At 71.0% G+C, this 18,313-nt stretch carries 19 protein-coding genes; 8 read left to right on the top strand and 11 right to left on the bottom strand.

Annotated features, from left to right (window positions below; all coding sequences use genetic code 11):
- Positions 1 to 177 precede the first annotated feature (177 nt).
- On the top strand, positions 178 to 1,257 hold the full coding sequence (locus ACFU9P_RS01775; protein ID WP_384077101.1) for a fatty acid desaturase family protein: 1,080 nt from the start codon (positions 178 to 180) through the stop codon (positions 1,255 to 1,257).
- 65 nt (positions 1,258 to 1,322) lie between these two features.
- Positions 1,323 to 1,505 (top strand): hypothetical protein, encoded by a 183-nt coding sequence (locus ACFU9P_RS01770; RefSeq protein ID WP_376376540.1) that lies wholly within the window; start codon positions 1,323 to 1,325, stop codon positions 1,503 to 1,505.
- A gap of 84 nt (positions 1,506 to 1,589) precedes the next feature.
- Here ACFU9P_RS01770 and ACFU9P_RS01765 read toward each other — a convergent pair whose 3' ends face one another.
- The 3 genes from ACFU9P_RS01765 to ACFU9P_RS01755 form a co-directional block, all read right to left on the bottom strand.
- Positions 1,590 to 2,477: a hypothetical protein gene (locus ACFU9P_RS01765; RefSeq protein ID WP_384077098.1), complete on the bottom strand. Its 888-nt coding sequence runs from the start codon at positions 2,475 to 2,477 to the stop codon at positions 1,590 to 1,592.
- Between the two features lie 129 nt (positions 2,478 to 2,606).
- On the bottom strand, positions 2,607 to 2,903 hold the full coding sequence (locus ACFU9P_RS01760) for a hypothetical protein (RefSeq protein ID WP_376376536.1): 297 nt from the start codon (positions 2,901 to 2,903) through the stop codon (positions 2,607 to 2,609).
- Between the two features lie 167 nt (positions 2,904 to 3,070).
- Entirely contained in the window at positions 3,071 to 3,670 is a 600-nt protein-coding gene (locus ACFU9P_RS01755; protein WP_384077096.1) for a class I SAM-dependent methyltransferase, read from the bottom strand.
- Positions 3,671 to 3,843: 173 nt separating this feature from the next.
- Between ACFU9P_RS01755 and ACFU9P_RS01750 the strand changes: the two genes are divergently transcribed.
- Complete coding sequence (locus tag ACFU9P_RS01750; protein ID WP_384077094.1) at positions 3,844 to 4,245, top strand: YciI family protein; 402 nt, start codon at positions 3,844 to 3,846, stop codon at positions 4,243 to 4,245.
- 69 nt (positions 4,246 to 4,314) lie between these two features.
- On the top strand, positions 4,315 to 5,559 hold the full coding sequence (locus ACFU9P_RS01745; protein ID WP_376376530.1) for an RNA polymerase sigma factor: 1,245 nt from the start codon (positions 4,315 to 4,317) through the stop codon (positions 5,557 to 5,559).
- Between the two features lie 69 nt (positions 5,560 to 5,628).
- Here the strand turns inward: ACFU9P_RS01745 and ACFU9P_RS01740 are convergent, their stop codons facing one another.
- The gene (locus ACFU9P_RS01740) at positions 5,629 to 6,198 is read right to left on the bottom strand and encodes a CGNR zinc finger domain-containing protein (protein ID WP_376376528.1); all 570 of its coding nucleotides are present in this window, start codon (positions 6,196 to 6,198) and stop codon (positions 5,629 to 5,631) included.
- A gap of 206 nt (positions 6,199 to 6,404) precedes the next feature.
- Between ACFU9P_RS01740 and ACFU9P_RS01735 the strand changes: the two genes are divergently transcribed.
- Positions 6,405 to 7,103 carry an SDR family oxidoreductase gene (locus ACFU9P_RS01735; protein ID WP_384077092.1) on the top strand — a complete coding sequence of 233 codons (699 nt, stop codon included), beginning with the start codon at positions 6,405 to 6,407 and terminating at the stop codon, positions 7,101 to 7,103.
- Between the two features lie 167 nt (positions 7,104 to 7,270).
- Here the strand turns inward: ACFU9P_RS01735 and ACFU9P_RS01730 are convergent, their stop codons facing one another.
- On the bottom strand, positions 7,271 to 7,699 hold the full coding sequence (locus ACFU9P_RS01730; RefSeq protein ID WP_384077090.1) for a PPOX class F420-dependent oxidoreductase: 429 nt from the start codon (positions 7,697 to 7,699) through the stop codon (positions 7,271 to 7,273).
- Positions 7,700 to 7,858: 159 nt separating this feature from the next.
- On the opposite strand from ACFU9P_RS01730, the gene ACFU9P_RS01725 reads away from it, so the two are divergent.
- Positions 7,859 to 8,272, top strand: coding sequence for a roadblock/LC7 domain-containing protein (locus ACFU9P_RS01725; RefSeq protein ID WP_376376522.1), 414 nt, complete (start codon positions 7,859 to 7,861; stop codon positions 8,270 to 8,272).
- Between the two features lie 110 nt (positions 8,273 to 8,382).
- On the top strand, positions 8,383 to 9,492 hold the full coding sequence (locus ACFU9P_RS01720) for a DUF6397 family protein (RefSeq protein ID WP_384077087.1): 1,110 nt from the start codon (positions 8,383 to 8,385) through the stop codon (positions 9,490 to 9,492).
- A 60-nt stretch (positions 9,493 to 9,552) separates the two neighbouring features.
- Here ACFU9P_RS01720 and ACFU9P_RS01715 read toward each other — a convergent pair whose 3' ends face one another.
- Both ACFU9P_RS01715 and ACFU9P_RS01710 read right to left on the bottom strand, forming a co-directional pair.
- The gene (locus ACFU9P_RS01715; protein ID WP_384077085.1) at positions 9,553 to 10,527 is read right to left on the bottom strand and encodes a fibronectin type III domain-containing protein; all 975 of its coding nucleotides are present in this window, start codon (positions 10,525 to 10,527) and stop codon (positions 9,553 to 9,555) included.
- 142 nt (positions 10,528 to 10,669) lie between these two features.
- On the bottom strand, positions 10,670 to 11,416 hold the full coding sequence (locus tag ACFU9P_RS01710) for a carbonic anhydrase (protein ID WP_376376516.1): 747 nt from the start codon (positions 11,414 to 11,416) through the stop codon (positions 10,670 to 10,672).
- A 245-nt stretch (positions 11,417 to 11,661) separates the two neighbouring features.
- Between ACFU9P_RS01710 and ACFU9P_RS01705 the strand changes: the two genes are divergently transcribed.
- On the top strand, positions 11,662 to 12,183 hold the full coding sequence (locus ACFU9P_RS01705; RefSeq protein WP_384077895.1) for a GNAT family N-acetyltransferase: 522 nt from the start codon (positions 11,662 to 11,664) through the stop codon (positions 12,181 to 12,183).
- Positions 12,184 to 12,297: 114 nt separating this feature from the next.
- Here the strand turns inward: ACFU9P_RS01705 and ACFU9P_RS01700 are convergent, their stop codons facing one another.
- From ACFU9P_RS01700 to rhaI, 4 genes are all read right to left on the bottom strand, one after another.
- The gene (locus tag ACFU9P_RS01700) at positions 12,298 to 13,329 is read right to left on the bottom strand and encodes a LacI family DNA-binding transcriptional regulator (RefSeq protein WP_376376512.1); all 1,032 of its coding nucleotides are present in this window, start codon (positions 13,327 to 13,329) and stop codon (positions 12,298 to 12,300) included.
- 22 nt (positions 13,330 to 13,351) lie between these two features.
- A complete protein-coding gene (locus tag ACFU9P_RS01695; RefSeq protein ID WP_384077894.1) occupies positions 13,352 to 14,842 on the bottom strand; it encodes a rhamnulokinase family protein in 1,491 nt (496 codons plus the stop codon).
- 170 nt (positions 14,843 to 15,012) lie between these two features.
- Positions 15,013 to 17,064 (bottom strand): bifunctional aldolase/short-chain dehydrogenase, encoded by a 2,052-nt coding sequence (locus tag ACFU9P_RS01690; RefSeq protein ID WP_384077082.1) that lies wholly within the window; start codon positions 17,062 to 17,064, stop codon positions 15,013 to 15,015.
- Positions 17,065 to 17,114: 50 nt separating this feature from the next.
- Positions 17,115 to 18,284, bottom strand: a complete 1,170-nt coding sequence (gene rhaI / locus ACFU9P_RS01685; RefSeq protein WP_384077080.1) for an L-rhamnose isomerase — start codon at positions 18,282 to 18,284, stop codon at positions 17,115 to 17,117.
- Positions 18,285 to 18,313: the final 29 nt, after the last annotated feature.

Here is an 18,313-nt window from a genome sequence, read left to right as displayed (position 1 = left end):
ACTCACGCCAAGACCGGCCGGGTGTAGCCAGCACCACCGTCGGCCCCGGGGTAACCCCCATCTCTTCCGGGTGGTGGCCACATGGTCGCCGGCGTCCCCTCCCCGTACGTTTCAAGAGGTCAGCGCGTTGCGCGACCTTTCCCCCGCTGGACATCGGCCGATAGACCGGAGACCCACATGCCCCACACCGTCACCGCCACCGTCGCGGAGCCCATACCCGATGCCGCGCCGGGCCGCGCGGGCGGCAGCGACTTCGCGCCCCTGATGCGGACGGTCAAGGAACAGGGCCTCCTGGAGCGCCGGGTCGCCTGGTACGCCCGGGGTATCACCGTCAACTTCCTCTTCCTGGGCGCGATCATCGCCGGGATGGCACTCCTCGGACCGTCCTGGTGGACGCTGCTCCTCGCACCGCCGCTGGCCGTCGTCTCCGCACGGATGGCGTTCATCGGCCATGACGCGGGACACGCCCAGATCACCGCGGACCGGGGGCGCGGCCGTCTGGTGCAGCTCGTCCACGCCAATCTGCTGCTGGGAATGAGCCAGGAGTGGTGGAACGACAAGCACAACCGGCACCACGCCAACCCCAACCACATAGACAAGGACCCGGATGTCGCCGCGGACATCCTGGTCTTCACCCAGCACCAGGCCGTGGGCCGCTCGGGGCTGCGCCGCTGGCTCACCCAGCACCAGGCCTGGCTGTTCTTCCCGCTGACCACACTGGAGGGTGTCGCCCTCAAGGCGTACGGCTTCCGGGCTGTCTTCTCCGGCGGAGACGGCTCGATGGCGCCCCGGCGCCGCGTGGTGGAGGGCCTGCTGCTCGCCGCTCACGTTGCCGCGTATCTCACGCTGCTGCTGACCACCATGACCCTCGCCCAGGCCCTTGTCTTCGCGATGATCAACCAGATGCTCCTCGGACTCCACCTCGGGATGGCCTTCGCGCCCAACCACAAGGGGATGGAGATGCCCGACCCCGAGAGCTGCGCGGACTGGGGCCATCTGCGGCGGCAGGTCCTCACCTCGCGCAATGTGCGCGGCGGTGTGCTCACCGACTGGTTCCTGGGCGGGCTGAACTACCAGATCGAGCACCACCTCTTCCCGAGCATGCCCCGCCCGCATCTGCGGCTCGCCCAGCCACTGGTGCGTGCGCACTGCCGGGCGCTGGGCGTCCCGTACACCGAGACCGGGCTGATCGAGTCGTACCGGCAGGCCCTCGGACACATGCGCGACGTCGGCGAACCGCTGCGCGCGGGCGCATAGTGGAACTGGCGGACGCCGGTGCGCGTTCACCGAGCAGAGCGGCTCTGCCGCGAAGGAGGCGTCGAATGTCGACAAAGGCGAAGATCGCCATCGGGGGAGTGGCCGTAGGCCTTCTTCTGTGGCCCCTGATCGGATTCTGGTTCTCGCTGCTGGTGGTGCTCGGAGTGCCCACGGCCGCGTATCTGATGCTGGACCCGTCGCAGCGACGGAGGCTGCGCAGGATCAGCCGCAAGGAGATAGGCCGCTGAGCCGGCTGAGATCCGTACGGGCTCGCTGAGCCGGGCGGCTCGTCGGGTCGTGGGGTCGTACGGTCCTGTCGGGCCGGGCCGGGGTCAGGCCGGGCGTACGGCCATGTCGTCGAGGGCCGCGAGCAGCGCGGGGAGTTCGGTGCCGCGCCCGATCGGCAGGGCCTCGCCCGGCTCCTCGTCCAGCAGCACGAATGCCATGTCGTCGGTCCTGGCGACGAAGGACCAGCCGGGGCCGTCGGCGCGGAGTGTCCGGGCGTCGCCCGGGGCGAAGCTGGAGCGGACGCGGCCGAGCGGCGGGGCCTTGTCCAGATAGCCGTGGAGTTCCTTCAGTACGCGCCGTATGCCCGGATGCCCGGCGGGCATGGGCTTCTCGCCGGTGTTCTCTCCGGTGCCCTCCGGGTCGACGACGTCCTTGGCGTCGATCTTTGGGGATTTCGCGGGGTCCGGGGGTTTGGGCTCCGCGATCGGCACCCCGGCGAGCCGTTCCCGCCATGAGGCCCACTGCAGGGCGATCTCGTCCGCGCCGAGGCGGCGCTGCGCCGGGCCCCAGCTCTCGGTGTCGGGGGGTGTCAGCACCGGCCAGTCGTCGTCCTCCTCGCAGCCGGGTTCCTGCGCGGGATCGTGCGGCGCGGGCAGGCCGGGTGCGCGTACGGACAGGGCGACCGGCCAGCCGGGCAGCGCGCAGACCACGGTCCGTTCCCCCGGTGACAGGTCGTACTCCATACCGCAGTCCCAGGATGCGATCGCGACGGCGACCAGGGAGACGTCGTCGATCACGACCGTCCAGCGGGCGCCACCGCCGTCCTGGCCCATGACCAGCCCGTATCCCCGGTCGTAGGGGTCAAGGCCCAGCGCGGCGCAGGCCTCCGGATAGTCGTCGCCGAGTACGGCGGGGAAGCGCGCGGGAGTGAGCAGCGCGGCGGTCAGCACATACAGCGGGTCGTCGTCCACGGAGTCGTCCGTTCCGGCCACGGCGCACCTCCCCATACGGTCCGTTGTCGGCGCACCCTAACCAGTGAGTAACGCGGACGTCGAGACTCCGGAACCGAGCCGGTGGTCACACAGCCGGGAGCCGGTGGTCACAGCGCGGGCAGCCGCTCGTCACAGTGAGGGCAGCCCCAGCAGGGTCCGTGCCACGGCCTGCGGAGACTCGTCGCGCTCCCGGGCCAGCGCGATCACCGCGCGGCAGGCGAGTTCGCTGATACCGAAGGCGAGCGCCTCCGGTGAGACCCAGCCCGCAGCCTCGTCGGCCTGCCGCTGGTCGTCCTCCGCGCACGCCGCGACATGGGTGGCGGCGGCCTCGAACAGATTGTGCGGCCGGGGGCGGGGCCGGGGCTGGTGCGCCGCCGGGGCGGTGGCGCGCTCCTGGCCGAGGATTCTGCGCACTCTGCTGAACACCGGGTCCACCTTCCCCCTGCTGTCTGGCATGCCGCTGCGAGGCGTGGGCGCCGCACCGTACGGCCGTCCGCGCCCGCCCCTCCAACGTACGGTCGCCAAGCCTCCGGCAGAAGACCGCCCGACAGGGACGGGACCCCGACAGGGACGGGACGGGGACGGGACCCGGATCAGTCCTGCCGTACCGCCACGGCCAGAAAGCGGGACTCCTCGTCGGTGTACGACTCCAGCCGCCAGCCCGCCCCCGCCAGCAGCGGCCGCAGACGCGGCTCGGCCCGCAGATCGTCGTCCGAGATCTGCCGCCCCTGCCGGGCGGCCAGTGCCGCCCGGCCGAGCGGATGGAACAGCGCGAGCTTGCCGCCGGGCCTGACGACCCTGGCCAGCTCGCGCAGATTCTCGCCGGGGTGCGGAAGATGCGCGATCAGCCCCGCACCGAAGACCGCGTCCAGCGCGTGCGAGCGCAGCGGCAGCCGGCTCACATCGGCGAGCAGCAGCGTCCCGCTGGCCCGGCGGCCGGCCCGTACCGCCTGTTCCAGCATCTCCGGTGTGAGATCCACGCCCAGCACCGTGCCCCGCGGACCCACGGCCTCGCGCAGCGGTGGCAGCGCACGCCCCGTCCCGCAGCCCGCGTCCAGGACGGTGTCACCGGGGCGCAGCCCGAGATCCGCGACGGCAGCGGCGTAGGCGGGACCGTCGTCCGGGAACCGTGCGTCCCAGCCGGCCGCCCTGGCGCCGAAGAATTCCCGTACCCGCGTGTGATCGTGAGGCATGGGAACATGATCGCGCAGTACCGGTTTCCGCCGCGACGCGCGGGCCGCCCCGATTGCCGATAACTTTTTCTGAGAAATCTTCGCGTGTCCTCGTCGGGGACGTCGAAATCGCGGTGCGTGCTTCGACCTGTCCGTGAGAGCGCCCGCAGGGGCGCGACAGTGAGGAGAAGGTCATGAAGTACATGCTGCTCATGCAGTTCAGCGAGAAGACCGTGGACTTCCCGCCGATCACGGAGTGGTCGCCCGAGGAGATCCGGGCCCATATCGCCTTCATGCACGACACCAACGACAAGCTCTCGAAGGCGGGCGAGCTGGTGACGGCGGAGGGCCTCGCGGGCGCCGAGCAGGCCAGGGTCGTACGGGCGGGCAGCGGCGGGACGCCCATTGTCACCGAGGGTCCCTACCCCGAGACCAAGGAGTTCCTGGCCGGGTTCTGGATCGTGGACTGCGACAGCGCGGAGCGCGCGGTCGAGCTGGCCGCGCATGTGTCGGCGGCCCCCGGGCCCGGTGGCAGGCCCCTGAACATGCCGATCGAGGTCCGCCAGGTGATGGCGGGACCGCCGGAGGAGTTGTGAGCACTGACTGATCCGAACGCCCCCGCCGGCCGGGGCGCCGGTCGCCCGGCCCGTCCGGGAGCCGATCCCGTGGGCAAGCCCGTCGAGGACCTGCTGCGCACCCTGGCGCCGCAGGTCGTCGGCGTGCTCACCCGCAGGTTCGGGGACTTCGGCACCGCCGAGGACGCCGTACAGGAAGCACTGCTGGCCGCGGCCGTTCAGTGGCCCGCCGAGGGCGTGCCCGGCAATCCGCGCGGCTGGCTGATCCAGGTCGCGAGCCGCCGTATGACCGAGCAGGTACGGGGCGAGCAGGCGCGCCGACGCCGGGAGGATCTGGTGGCCGCCCGTGAGCCCGCCGACCGGCGGACGGCGCCGCCCGCCGACAGCGACGACCCCGCCGCCCGGGACGACTCACTGATCCTGCTCTTCCTGTGCTGCCATCCCGCGCTGTCCGCCACGGCGGCGATCGCGCTGACGCTGCGCTGTGTGGGCGGTCTGACGACGGCCGAGATCGCCCGCGCCTTCATGGTGCCCGAGGCGACCATGGGACAGCGGATCAGCCGGGCCAAGCAGCGGATCAAGGCGTCGGGGATCCCGTTCGTGATGCCGGACGAGAAGGACCGCGCGGGGCGGCTCGACGCCGTGCTGCATGTCCTCTATCTGATCTTCAACGAGGGGTATGCCGCCGGCGAGGGGCCCGATCTGCAGCGGGTCGAGCTGTCCCGGGAGGCGATCCGGCTGACCAGGGCGGCGTACGGCATGCTCCCGGACGACAGCGAGGTCGCGGGCCTGCTCGCACTGATGCTGCTCACCGACGCCAGGAGCGCGGCACGCACGGGCCCGGCCGGTGAGCTGATCCCGCTGGAGGAACAGGACCGGCGGCTCTGGGACACAGAGGCCATGGAGGAAGGCACGGCGCTGATCACGGCCACCCTGCCCAAGGGGCCGCTCGGCCCGTATCAGGTCCAGGCGGCGATCGCCGCCGTGCACGACGAGGCGGAGACGGCCGAGGACACGGACTGGCCGCAGATCCTCGCCCTGTACGGAGTGCTGGAGCAGCTCGGCCCCAATCCGGTGGTCTCGCTCAACCGGGCGGTGGCGGTGGCCATGGTGCGCGGCGCGAAGGCCGGGCTCGACATCGTCGAGTCCCTCGACGCGGACGGGCGGCTGAAGGGGAATCACCGGTTGGCCGTGGTCCGTGCGCATCTGCTGGAGATGGCGGGTGACCGGCAGGGGGCGATGGAGAACTACCGGGAGGCGGCGAACCGTACGACCAGCCTTCCGGAGCGGCACTATCTGACGATACGGGCGGCGAGGCTGGCGGGGGCTTCCTGAGCGGGCCGGGGGCGCTGCCCACTCAGGGACGGCGGCCGCTGTTGTCTGTCAGACGGCCGCTGTTGTCGATCAGGAGACGCCGCTCTCGCGCAGCCGCTTGCGCTCCCGCGAGGCGCGGAGGTTGACGGCGTTGCCGCAGACCTTGGCGTCGTGCCAGACACCGCTGTTGTTGCGCGAGGTGTCGTAGAAGGCCGAGGCGCACTCGGTGTTACGGCACAACTTGAGCCGTGGCCAGATCCCCGCCCGCTGGGCGAGCAGGGTCTCCGACCAGAGCGCCGACTCCAGCCACTGGCGTCCCCGGCCGACGGGGACCATCCGTACCCGGCCTTCGGCGTCGGGAGCGAGCCGTACGGCGGCGCCTTGACCGGCCGTGCTCGCCTTGCCCGAGCCGGAGGTGTCGCTTCCCGTACCGCCTCCCGTATCGCCTCCTGCGCCGGCGATCAGTTCCTGGAAGACCGCCCTGAGGCCGCGCAGCGCGCCCGGATCCGCCTCCGACAGCGAGCAGTCCGGGGCGTCGAGCCCATGGATACGGGCCCAGGCCCCGGCGGCGCCGGTCAGCCACTCCTCGGCGGACTCGCGGCCGGCCAGCAGATCAGGCGCGTAATGCCTGATCGCGCGCGTGTTGATCAGATCCTGCACCAGTGCGAGCCCATCGGGAGCCTGTCGTATGCGATACCGCCCACTGGCTTCCCAAGACATAGGCAAATCGTACTTGACTATGTCGCGGAAGGCGAGCACTGTGGTCGGCGACAGAAGCTAATCGATAACGCTCCTGTCGCAGGCCCGTTTGATGCGCGCGGTGTGCGCATCCGTAACGCAGTGAGTCGTCACCCCGAGGAGAAGCCATGACCGCCGTCAGTGGAGCAACCGTCCTGGTCACCGGTGGACAGCGCGGACTGGGCCGCGCTTTCGTACAGGAACTGCTGGAGGCGGGGGCCGTCAAGGTGTACGCCACGGCCCGTACGCCCGTCGCCGATCCCGACCCCAGGGTCGTTCCGCTGCCGCTTGAGGTGACCGACGCCGACTCGGTCGCCGAGCTGGCCCGCGCCGCGGGCGATGTCTCGATCGTCTTCAACAACGCGGGGATCGGGGACATGGCCCCACTCCTCACGGCCGATCTGGACCAGGCCAGGGCCCTCTTCGAGACCAATGTCCTCGGCGCGCTGCGGATCGCCCAGACCTTCGCGCCGGTCCTGGCGGCCCAGGGCGGCGGCGCGCTGGTCGATATCCACTCGGCACTGTCCTGGGCGGCCGGCAGCGGCGCCTATGGCGCTACGAAGGCGGCCTTCTGGTCGCTCACCAACACGCTCCGGCTGGAACTGCGCCCTCAGGGCACTCAGGTGCTGGGCGTGCATCTCGGTTACACCGACACCGACATGATCCGGGGGCTGGATGTGCCCAAGGCCGATCCCAGGACCGTGGCGCGCGAGGTGCTGACCGCGCTGGAGAAGGGCGAGAGCGAGGTCCTCGTGGATGAGGCCAGCCGTCACTTCAAGGCCGCGCTCTCGGGCCCGGTGGAGGGGCTGAGCATGTCGGGCCGGTAAGGCCGGCAGCCATCAAGCCGACAGATCGACAGATTGACAGATCGACCAAGTCGGCGAGGTGAAGGGATTCGGGTCCTGACTCCGTTCCAGGCGGAGCCGGGACCCATTCCTTTTGGTCCTTCGGTCCTTCGGCGTCTCGGTCCTTTCGGTCTGTGCGGATTGCCCTTTCACTCCGCCACGGACTCGTAGGCCGAGACCTTGTCGGGCCTCAGGCGCACCAGCAGCTCACCCGGCACACCGTTGCGCTCCCCGTACTCCTCCGCGCGCTCCTCGCCCATATAGCGTGCCGCGATGCGCGTCGCCCATGCGCGCAACTGCCCCGGATCCTCGTCGATTTCGGCCCGGCCCTGGATCACCACGAAGGCGAACGGCGGGCGTTCGTCGTCCACACACAGCGCTGCCCTGCCCTCACGCAGCAGATTGCGTCCTTTCACGGTCTCCCGGCCGGTGTTGAAAACAAGATCGTCCCCGTCCAGCAGAAACCAGATGGACGCGATATGAGGGCTTCCGTCGGCCCGTACGGTGGACAGTTTTCCGGTGCGTGTCCCTTTGGAGACAAAGGCCCGCCACTCGTCCTTGTTCATGTGAGTCGCCATGTCCGCAATTTTCCGTCGGGTACGCGCCCCGCGCGATACGACGCCCCGGGTGTGCGCCGGGTGCCGGGGGCCCGGGGAACGCTTGCCCGGGAGCGGCGGGTGCGGAAGGCTACGGGGCGTTGCCGGCCACGGGGAACATCTGAACGGGGAGGAACGACAATGCCACTCGAAAAGGGACTTGACTGGCTGCTGGACGACCTGACGGAGCGGGTCGAGCACATACAGCACGCGCTGGTCCTGTCCAACGACGGTCTGGTGACCGGGGCGAGTACGGGACTGGTGCGCGAGGACGCGGAGCATCTCGCGGCGGTCTCGTCGGGGCTGCACAGCCTCGCCCGGGGGTCCGGTCGCCACTTCAGGGCCGGTCAGGCCCGGCAGACCATGGTCGAGTTCGATGAGGCGCTGCTGTTTGTCACCGCTGCGGGGGACGGAAGCTGTCTGTGTGTCCTGACCACGGCCGAGGCCGATGTCGGGCAGGTCGCGTACGAGATGACGCTGCTCGTCAACCGGGTCGGCGAACACCTCGGAGTCGCGATCAGGCATCCGGGCGAGACCAGTCTGAGCGGCCTCTGAACTGGGCCTTTCGCTGGGCCTGCTGAGTTGTCCACAGGCCGCGCGAGAAATACCGCCGGCGCGCTACGGTCGTCACCGAGAGTAGTTACGACTCACGGGGGAGGACCACCATGTCTGTCAACGACGCCCACAGCGATTTCCGGAACGAGCAGTGGATCCGGGATCAGGAGCAGGGCCGGAATCCGGATGGCGGAGCGGCAGGGGCCGGTGTCGGCGCCGGTACCGATGCCGTCGCTGGTGTCAGTGCCGCGGGGAAACGGGCGCGTACGGTCGGGGTCGTGCGGGCCGCGCGGGAGCTGGAGCTGAGACGCGGAGAGTTCGAGCTGGCCGCGCAGTTGGGCCATATCCGCACCATCGCCGGACCGGCCGCGGGACGGCGGCAGGTCACCCGGCAGGAGATCGACCGCCTGCGGGCGGCGGAAGGGTTCCCGGACGCGCTGCGCGAGCTGGTGCGGACCGTGGGTACGGCGGAGGGCGCGGAGCTGATCTCCGTCAGCCCTGGCCGCTTCACCCGGCTGGCGCGCGTGGGGTGCGTCGCCCCGGTGACGTTCTATCTGAATCGCTATCGCGCCGTCGTCTGGCTCTATCTGGCCGATGAACTCAAGAAGTTCGCGGACAAGGAACCGGCCCTGCTCACCGGCCGGCTGCCACGACAGCTACGCCTCGGCTCGGACGCGGACGAGGATCGGCGTCCCCGCAACTGGCGGGGCAGACGCATCGGCCAGCTGCTGCACCAGAGCGAGGATCCCTGGGAGCGCGCGGCCGTCGTCGGCTCCGTGCTCGACCCGGCGCATCTGGCCGAGCTGGTGCGTGACCCGTACGAACGGGCTTGTCTGAACCGGCTGCGGCCCGAGCTGGCCCCCGGCCACCCGGAGTCCGAGGCGGCGCAGGCGACGGTACGGCGTCTGCTGCTGGCCGATCATCCGGACGAGATCCAATGGCACCGAGGCAGCCTGGACGTGCTTCTGGAGGAGGCCCGGCGTACGCGCCCCGCCCCGCGCCCCGGCGAACCCGCTCCTGGCCTCGCCGGCCCGCCGGTTGACGGCCTGACCGATGACGACGATCCGGGCGATGACCGGACGGAGCTGGTGCCGGAGATGGTGCCGGTATCCGGGCCCCCGCTGCGCCGGGACGACCGCAAGGGACTGCTGACCCGGCTGAGGATCAGAAGGGAGCGAAGGCCGAAACCCGGCTTCGGGGCGTCGGCCCCAAGGCGCTGACGAACACGCTGCGCAGACCGGAGGAGCACCTCGACGAGACAGGACCGGCCGCTCCAGGAGTCAGCGCCGGGTCGCACCCGTGACGATGGAGCGCTCCTCGGAGAACTTGCCCCAGTTGCCGTCGGGAAGCTTGGCGCGGAGCTTCACCCGGTAGGTCTCGCCGGCCTTCTTGCTCACGAACACGCTGTAGGTGGCCCGGCCCTTGGGAGGCTCGCCGCCCCAGATCAGGGTCGTCGCGAACGCCCCGTTGACATAGATCTGGTACGAGGGGACATCGGTGCCGGTCTTCGGTGCGAACCAGGACAGATCGACATAGTGACCGCCGTCGGCGGAGTGCGTCGCCGCGCGGAAGTCGATCGGGGCGGTGTCGGGGTCGTCGCCGGGGCCGCGCGGCGTGGTGATCTCGATGGCACGGCTGGCGGGCGACGTGTTGTCGGCCGCGTCGCGGGCGGCGACCGTGAAGCGGTAGTGGGTCCCGGGCCGCAGCCGGGTGATGTGGGCCGAGGTCGCGTCGCCGCTCACGCTGTGGATCTTCGAGCCGCCCTGGTAGATGTCGTAGGAGGTGATGCCCTGGTCGCCGGGGGCCTTGGCCCAGCTCAGCCGGGCCGCCCGTGCGCCGTCGCTCCTGCCCGCCAGCTTCTGGGGCTGCGCCGGGGCCACCTTGTCCTCCGCGACCGCGGCGGGCGTGGTGACGGGTATCTCGCCGCTGCGGGGCGAGAACGTGCCGTCGTCGGTCCTGGCCCGGACGGAGAAGGTGTACGAGGTCGACGGCTTCAGCCCGGTGACATCGATCATGGTCGTGCCGGCCGGGACGTCCTTGACCTTGCTCTTGCCCCGGTACACCTCGTAGCCGGTGATCCCGGACTTCTCCGAGGGCTGGTTCCACATCACATGGACCGAAGTGGCGCTGCCCGCCTGGGCGGTGACCCCGGCCGGTGGTGAAGGCGCCTTCTGCTCCTCGTCGTTCGAGCCGCAGGCGGCCGCGGTGAGGACGACGGCGGACGTGAGCGCGGCAAGACTGATGAACCTTCGCATGGCCGTGTCCTCCACCCGGGGGGCAATGGTCTAGACATATATGACACAGGTGTCACGACCACATCAAGGGGGAGGGGTGTATTCGTTCCCTGACCGGGGCGCTGTCCGGCCCCGGTCAGGGGCGGCTCACAGAGAAACGGCGTCAGACGACCCGGTGGACGAGCTGAGTGGTGAGTTCGTAGCGGGCGCCGACGATGGCCAGCTTGCCCTCGGCCACCTTGGCCGCGAGGTCGGGCTCCGCGGCCAGCAGGCCGTGGACGCGGGCGACATTGGCGGTGACGGTCGCGTCCACTCGGGCGTCGCCCTGCTGGGCGTGGTCGATCGCGGGGCGGATCTGGTCGGCCAAGTACTGTATGTGGGCGGGGAGTTCCTCGCCGCTGGTCTCGGCGGCGACGGCCGCGGCCACGGCGCCGCAGGACTGGTGCCCGAGCACGAGGACCAGCGGGATCTCCAGCTCCAGCACGCCGTAGGCGATGCTGCCGAGGACGGCCTCGTCGAGGACCTCGCCGGCCGAGCGCACGGTCATCAGATCGCCCAAGCCCTGGTCGAAGACCAGCTCCGGGGGCACCCGGGAGTCGATGCAGCCGAGGACGAGGGCGAAGGGGTGCTGACCCGAGACGAGCGCCTGACGGAAGGTCTCCGTCTCGTGCGGGTGCTGCTCCCGGAAGGTGCGCCAGCGCCGGTTGCCCTCGTTGAGTTCGCGGAGGGCCTCGTCCGGGGTGGCCGGGCGGGGGCGGGGCTGGGGCCTCTTGCTTGCCGCGCCGGCGGAGGGTGCGGTGAGGGCCACGCCGGCGGTGGCGGCGCCGCCGGCCAGGGCCGCGCGCAGCAGCGTACGGCGAGGTGTGCCGTCGGGCGTGTGGGGCCTATTCGTATGTCTGGTCGATATCACGGCCGGAGACTATCCAGGACACACTCGTCCCTTGGCCGGTCTTGGCGCATTGTTGACCCTCTCTTGAATCAACCGCATCTCAAGCACCGGCTATTGACAGCAAATGCGGACGTAGTCCCGTCACAGTCCGGCCATCCCGTTGCCCGTCCCGACGGCCTGGCCCGGGTGCGTGATCGCTCCCGGCGTGGCAAGGACCCCATGGCCGGTTGTGGTTGCATGGTTCGGTGAATCGACAGACCATGCCGATGGCCGATGACATCCCCATGTGCGATGTCCGGCGTCGCGACGAGGGGGATCTCGGCGATTGCCTTGAGGTGCTCGCCGAGGTGCACGAAGTTGACGGCTACCCGGTGAACTGGCCGCAGTGCCCCGCCGACTGGCTCGCGCGGCCCACCCAGCTCGCGGCCTGGGTCGCCGAACTGGACGGACGGATCGTCGGCCATCTCGCGCTCTCCCCGGCCGGTGCGGGCGATGTGGCCCCGGCGCTGTGGAGCAGCCGCGCGGGAACGGCCGTCGCCGACACCGGTGTGCTCAGCCGCCTGTTCGTCTCCCCGGGGGCGCGCGGCCATGGGATCGGTGCCCTTCTGATGTCCCAGGCGGCCCGGGCCGCCCGCGAACGCGGACTGCACCCGGTCCTGGACGTCGTGGCCTCCGACTCCGCCGCGGCCGCGCTCTACGAGCGCCTCGGCTGGAGCCTGCTGGCCGTGGTCGACCAGCGCTGGAGTCCGGAACAGACCGTCAAGGTCCGCTGCTACGCCGCTCCCTAGGGCCCGGCGGGTCACACGGATGGGGGAATCTTCACAGCCCCCGGAGGACCCTGAAACCCCGGACGCTCGCGGCCCCGGCCCGTCGTCGGGCCGGTGAACACGTCGGTGGACGGATCAGTGAACCGGCCGCCTCAGGCGGCGCGTTGAACTCCGTACCACCAGCTCCGGCTGGAGCACGACCGAGCGGTGCGTGTGGTGCTCGCCGCCCGGGCCTGTCTCCTCCATCAGCATCTCCGCCGCCGCGCGCCCCATCGCGTCGGCCGGCTGCCGTACGGAGGTGAGCGGTACGACGGCCGCCGCGGCGAACTCGATGTCGTCGTAGCCGACGATCGACACATCGCCGGGCACGTCCACCCCGGCCCCGTACATGGCCTGCAGTACCCCCAGCGCCAGCAGGTCATTGGCGCAGAACACCGCGGTGGGACGCTCCGCGAGACCCAGCAGCCGGGCCCCCGCGTCAATGCCGGAGGCGACATCCAGCCGAGCCGACTCGACCTGCCGCAGCGCCTGTTCGGGCAGACCCGCCTCACGCAGCGCGGCCAGCGCGCCGGTACGGCGGTCCCGGCACTGGGGAAGGGACATCGGGCCGCTGATATAGGTCACCGAGCGGTGCCCCGCCGCCAGCAGATGCCGGACCGCGAGCGCGCCGCCCGCCACATCGTCCACCGACACGGAGCACCCCTCGGCGGCGGGCACGGCCCGGTCGACATGGACGTACGGAATGCCCTGGCGCGCGAACTCCCGCACATTGCGCCCGGACGCGTCGGCCGGGGTGAGCAGCACACCGCGTACCCGCTGTTCGGCGAAGAGCGCCAGATACTCCGCCTCCTCGGCCGCGCTGCCCGCGCTGTTGCAGAGCATCACCCCGAGCCCGGCCTCACGTGCCGCGCGCTCGGCGCCCTTGGCGACCGCGACGAAGAACGGATTCGCCATGTCGAGCACGAGGATGGCCAGAATGCGGCTGGTGCCGACCCTGAGCTGGCGGGCCGTCTCGCTCCGTACGAAACCGAGCTGGTCGATCACCGCGCGCACCCGGACGAGGGTCTGCTCCGACACCTTCTCCGGCCGGTTCAGGACATTCGAGACGGTCCCGACCGAGACCCCGGCCAGCCGGGCCACGTCCTTGATGCCGACCGTCTGCGCCACTCGTCCTGCCCGTCCGTCCTGATCACTTCACCTTGGGACCTCTGACCGGTGTGACCATCATATGTGGGGTATGCCCCGCGATCCGCGCCGCGGCCCGGTCCCAGGCTCCCCGCTCACCGCGCGGCTCGTACCGGCGCGGCTCCAGCGTGGCGCGGACCAGGGCGCGCAGTTCGGGGAGCCCACCCTCGACGGCACCCGCCGCGCGCGCCTGGACGAGTACGTTTCCGAGCGCCGCGGCCTCCGCCGGCCCCGCCAGGACGGGCAGCCCGCAGGCGTCCGCGGTCAGCGCGCACAGAAGCGCGTTGCGCGCTCCGCCGCCGACGACATGCACGATGTCCACGGCCCGTCCCGAAAGGCGCTGGGCGTCCTCGACCGCCCGCCGGTGCGCGAGCGCCAGCGAGTCCAGCACACAGCGGGTGATCTCGGCCCGCCCCTCCGGTGCCCGTACACCCAGGCGCCGGCAGGCGTCCGCGATCCGCCGCGGCATGTCCCCGGGCGCGAGGAACACCGGGTCGTCGGCGTCGACGTACGACCGCAGCCCCGGCACCCCGGCGGCCTCGCGCAGCAACCGGTCCAGCGGCTGCGGTGTGCCGGCCGCCTCCCAGCTCCGCAGGCACTCCTGGAGCAGCCAGAGCCCCATGATGTTGCGCAGATAGCGGACCGTGCCGTCGACGCCCAGTTCATTGGTGAAGTTGGCGCGTCTGCTCTCCTCCGTGAGAACGGGCGCGTCCAGTTCCAGCCCGGCCAGGGACCAGGTGCCGGTCGCCACATACGCGAACCGGTCGCCCGAAGCCGGGACCGCCACGACGGCGGACGCCGTGTCGTGCGAACCGACCGCCGTCACCGGGACAGGCCCCGCCAGACCGGTTTCGGCCAGTACATCGGGGAGCAGCTCGCCCGCGGGATCGCCCGGTCCGTGCAGCGGCGCGAAGAGGGTGAGATCGATCCCCAGCGCGTCGGCGACATACCGCGACCAGCCCCGGGTGCGGGGGTCGATGAGCTGGGTGGTGGAGGCGTTGGTGAGTTCGGTGCCCGCCTCGCCGGTGAGCCAGTACGTGAGGAGATCCGGGATCAGCAGCAGCCGCCGCGCCGCCCCGAACACCGCGCTGTCCCGCGCCGCCAGGAGCTGGTAGACGGTGTTGAACGGGAGGTACTGGATGCCCGTCGCCGCGTACAGCCCGGACGGCGGCAGCACCGCCTCCACGGCCGCCGCCCGGCCCTCGGTGCGCGTATCGCGGTAGTGCACCGGGTTCCCGAGCAGCGCCCCGTCCGCGTCGAGCAGTCCGTAGTCGACCGCCCAGGTGTCGATACCGACGCTCGCCGGCGCCCGACCCGCCGCCGTACCCGCGGCCCGCAGCCCGTCCAGCACCCCTCCGTACAGCGACAGGATGTCCCAGTGCAGTGTGCCGCCGGTCCGCACCGGGCGGTTGGGGAACCGGTGCACCTCCTGGAGGCGCAGTGTGCCCGTACCCCCACCGCCGCCACCGCCACCGCCGGAGACATGGCCGACCATGACCCGGCCACTGGACGCGCCGAGATCGACGGCGGCGAAGGGGAGCGGTGCGGTGGGGGACACGAAGGACCTCGTGGATCGGTGACTCGGCAGACAGACAGGTAGACAGGTCGACGGCCGACGGAGCGGACGGCCGCAACAGCGGGCCGCGACGCCCGCCGCACGGACACTCAGCGCAGGAACGCCGCCGCCACCCCCGCGTCCACGGGCACATGCAGCCCCGTCGTGTGGCTCAGATCGCCCCCCGCCAGCGCGAACACCGCGTTCGCCACATGCTCGGGCAGCACCTCCCGCTTGAGCAGGGTGCGCTGGGCGTAGAACTCGCCGAGCTTCGCCTCCTCCACCCCGTACACCGCCGCCCGCAGCGCCCCCCAGCCGCCCGCGAAGATCCCCGAACCCCGCACCACCCCATCGGGGTTGACCCCGTTGACGCGGATCGACAGCCCACCCAGCTCGGCCGCGAGGAGCCGGACCTGATGCGCCTGGTCGGCCTTGGCGGCGGAGTACGCGATGTTGTTGGGACCCGCGAACACCGCGTTCTTGGAGGCGACATAGACGATGTCGCCGCCGAATCCCTGATCGGTCATCACCCGGACCGCCTCCCGCGAGACCAGGAACGAGCCGCGGGCCATGATGGAGTGCTGGAGGTCCCAGTCCCGCGCGGTGGTCTCCAGCAGCGGCTTGGAGATCGAGATACCGGCGTTGTTGACGATGAGGTCCACCCCGCCGAAGGCGAGGACGGCCGCGTCGAAGGCCGCCCCGATCTGCTCCTCGTCCGTCACATCGACGGTGACCGCCACGGCCCGGTCTGCGCCGCCCAGTTCCTCCGCGACCTTCACCGCGCTCTCGCCGTTGAGATCGGCGACCACCACACACGCGCCCTCGGCGGCCAGCCGCCGGGCGATCGCCCTGCCGATGCCCGAGCCCGCCCCCGTCACCAGCGCGACCCGCGTCGCCAGCGGCTTCGGAGCGGGCATCCGGCGCAGCTTGGCCTCCTCCAGCTCCCAGTACTCGATACGGAACTTCTCGGACTCCTCGATCGGCGTGTACGAGGAGACCGCCTCGGCGCCCCGCATCACATTGACGGCGTTCACATAGAACTCACCGGCGACCCGCGCGGTCTGCTTGTCCTTGCCGAAGGAGAACATGCCGACCCCGGGCACCAGCACGATCGCCGGATCCGCCCCGCGCATCGGCGGCGAACCGGGCAGCGCGTGCCGCTCGTAGTACGCCCGGTACTCCTCGCGGTACGCGGAGTGCAGCTCGCCCAGCCGCTCCCGCATCCGCTCCAGCGACGCCCCCGTGGGCAGATCGAGCACCAGGGGACGGACCTTGGTGCGCAGGAAGTGGTCGGGGCAGGAGGTGCCGAGGGCCGCGAGCCGCGGATGTTCCGTACGGGAGAGGAAGTCCAGGACCGGTTCCGTGGCCGTGTAGTGGCCGACCTGACGGCGGTCGGTGGAGACCAGCCCGCGGATCAGCGGGGCCAGCGCGGCCGCCTTCGCCCGCCGCTCGCGCTCGGGCAGCGGCTCGTACCCCGGCAGAACCGGACCGAAGGGCTCCGGCCTGCCACGCTCGGCCAGGAACGCCTCGGCGGTACGGATGATCCGCAGCGAGTTGCTCTCGCACTCCTGCGAGGTGGCGCCCCAGGCGGTGATGCCATGGCCGCCGAGCACACAGCCGATCGCCTGCGGATTCGCCTCCTTGACCGCCGCGATGTCCAGCCCGAGCTGGAAACCGGGCCGGCGCCAGGGCACCCACACCACCGTGTCGCCGAAGCACTCGGCCGTCAGTTTCTCCCCGTCGGCCGCGCAGGCCAGGGCGATCCCCGAGTCGGGGTGGAGATGGTCCACATGGGGGGAGTCGACCAGGCCGTGCATCGCCGTGTCGATGGAGGGGGCCGCCCCGCCCTTGCCGTGCAGGCAGTAGTCGAAGGCGGCCACCATCTCGTCCTCGCGCGCCACGCCCGGGTAGACGCCGGTCAGCGCGCGCAGCCGGTCGACGCGCAGCACGGCGAGTCCGTCGGCGGTGAGGGTGCCCAGATCGCCGCCGGATCCCTTGACCCACATCAGCTCGACATCGTCGCCGGTCACGGGATCGGTGGCGGATCCCTTCGCGGAGGTGTTGCCCCCGGCGTAGTTGGTGGTGCGCGGATCGGCACCGAGCCGGTGCGAACGGTCGAGCAACTCGGCCGCCACCGGATGGAGATGAGGCTGGTCGGTCATCATGTCCCTCTGTGCGAACGGATCTGGTGCGGGTGGTCACGGGATGAGTCTCAGGCGCCCCAGCCGGCCGGGGTGCCGCCGACCCGCTCGGCGGCGATCCGCTTGCCGTAGCCGGAGGCGTGGTACGCGGCCACCGGGTCGGCGTCCGCGTCGAGTCCGGTCCGTACCTCCGCGACCAGAGGCCGCACATCGGTGTTGAACGCGTCCATCAGCACCGCGTTCGCCGCCAGCACATCGCCGCCCCGCTGGGCCGCGTCCAGTGCCTCCGCGTCCACCAGCAGCGCCTTGGCCGTGGCCTCCTGGACATTCATCACCGAGCGGATGATCGCGGGGATCTTCTCCTCGATGTTGTGGCACTGGTCGAGCATGAACGCCGTGTCCGCCGTGAACCCGCCGCCCCTGATCACCTCGTACATGATCCGGAAGAGCTGGAAGGGGTCCGCGGCCCCGGCCATCAGATCGTCGTCCGCGTAGAAACGGGAGTTGAAGTCGAATCCGCCGAGCTTCCCCTCGCGCAGCAGCACCGCCACGATGAACTCGATATTGGTGCCCGGCGCGTGGTGCCCGGTGTCCACGACCACCCGCGCCTTCGGCCCCAGCTTCAGACAGTGCGCGTACGCCGTGCCCCAGTCAGGAACGTCCGTGGCGTAGAAGGCCGGTTCGAACAGCTTGTACTCCAGCAGCATCCGCTGGTCGTCGCCGAGCCGCTCGTACACCGCCGCCAGGGCCTCCGCGAGCCGTCCCTGGCGCGCCGAGATGTCGTCCTGGCCCGGGTAGTTGATGCCGTCGGAGAACCACAGCTTCAGATCGCGCGACCCGGTGGCGTCCATGATGTCCACGCACTCCAGGAGATGGTCCAGCGCCTTGCGGCGCACGGCCGGCTCCGGGTGCGTGACGGAGCCCAGCTTGTAGTCGTCGTCCTGGAAGACATTCGAGTTGACGGCTCCGATGCGCAGCCCCAGCTCCCCGGCGTGGGCGGCGAGCGCGCCGTAGTCGTCCACGCGGTCCCAGGGGATGTGCAGCGCCACCGTGGGTGCCACGCCCGTGTGCGCGTGCACCCGCGCGGCGTCCGCGAGCTTCTCCCGCGGGGTACGCGGCACGCCGGGCTGGGCGAACACCTTGAACCGGGTGCCGGAGTTCCCGAACGCCCAGGACGGTGTCTCGACGGCCTGTGATCCGAGCGCCGCCTTCACCGCGGACTCGGCGGATCGATCCGTCATATCTCAGCGCTCCCGTGGTGCGGACTCGC

Origin of the sequence: Streptomyces sp. NPDC057617, assembly GCF_042800555.1 — a bacterium.
Classification (GTDB): Bacteria; Actinomycetota; Actinomycetes; order Streptomycetales; family Streptomycetaceae; genus Streptomyces.
The sequence above is the reverse complement of the archived record's forward strand: the minus strand, read 5'-3'. Positions and strand labels throughout refer to the sequence as shown.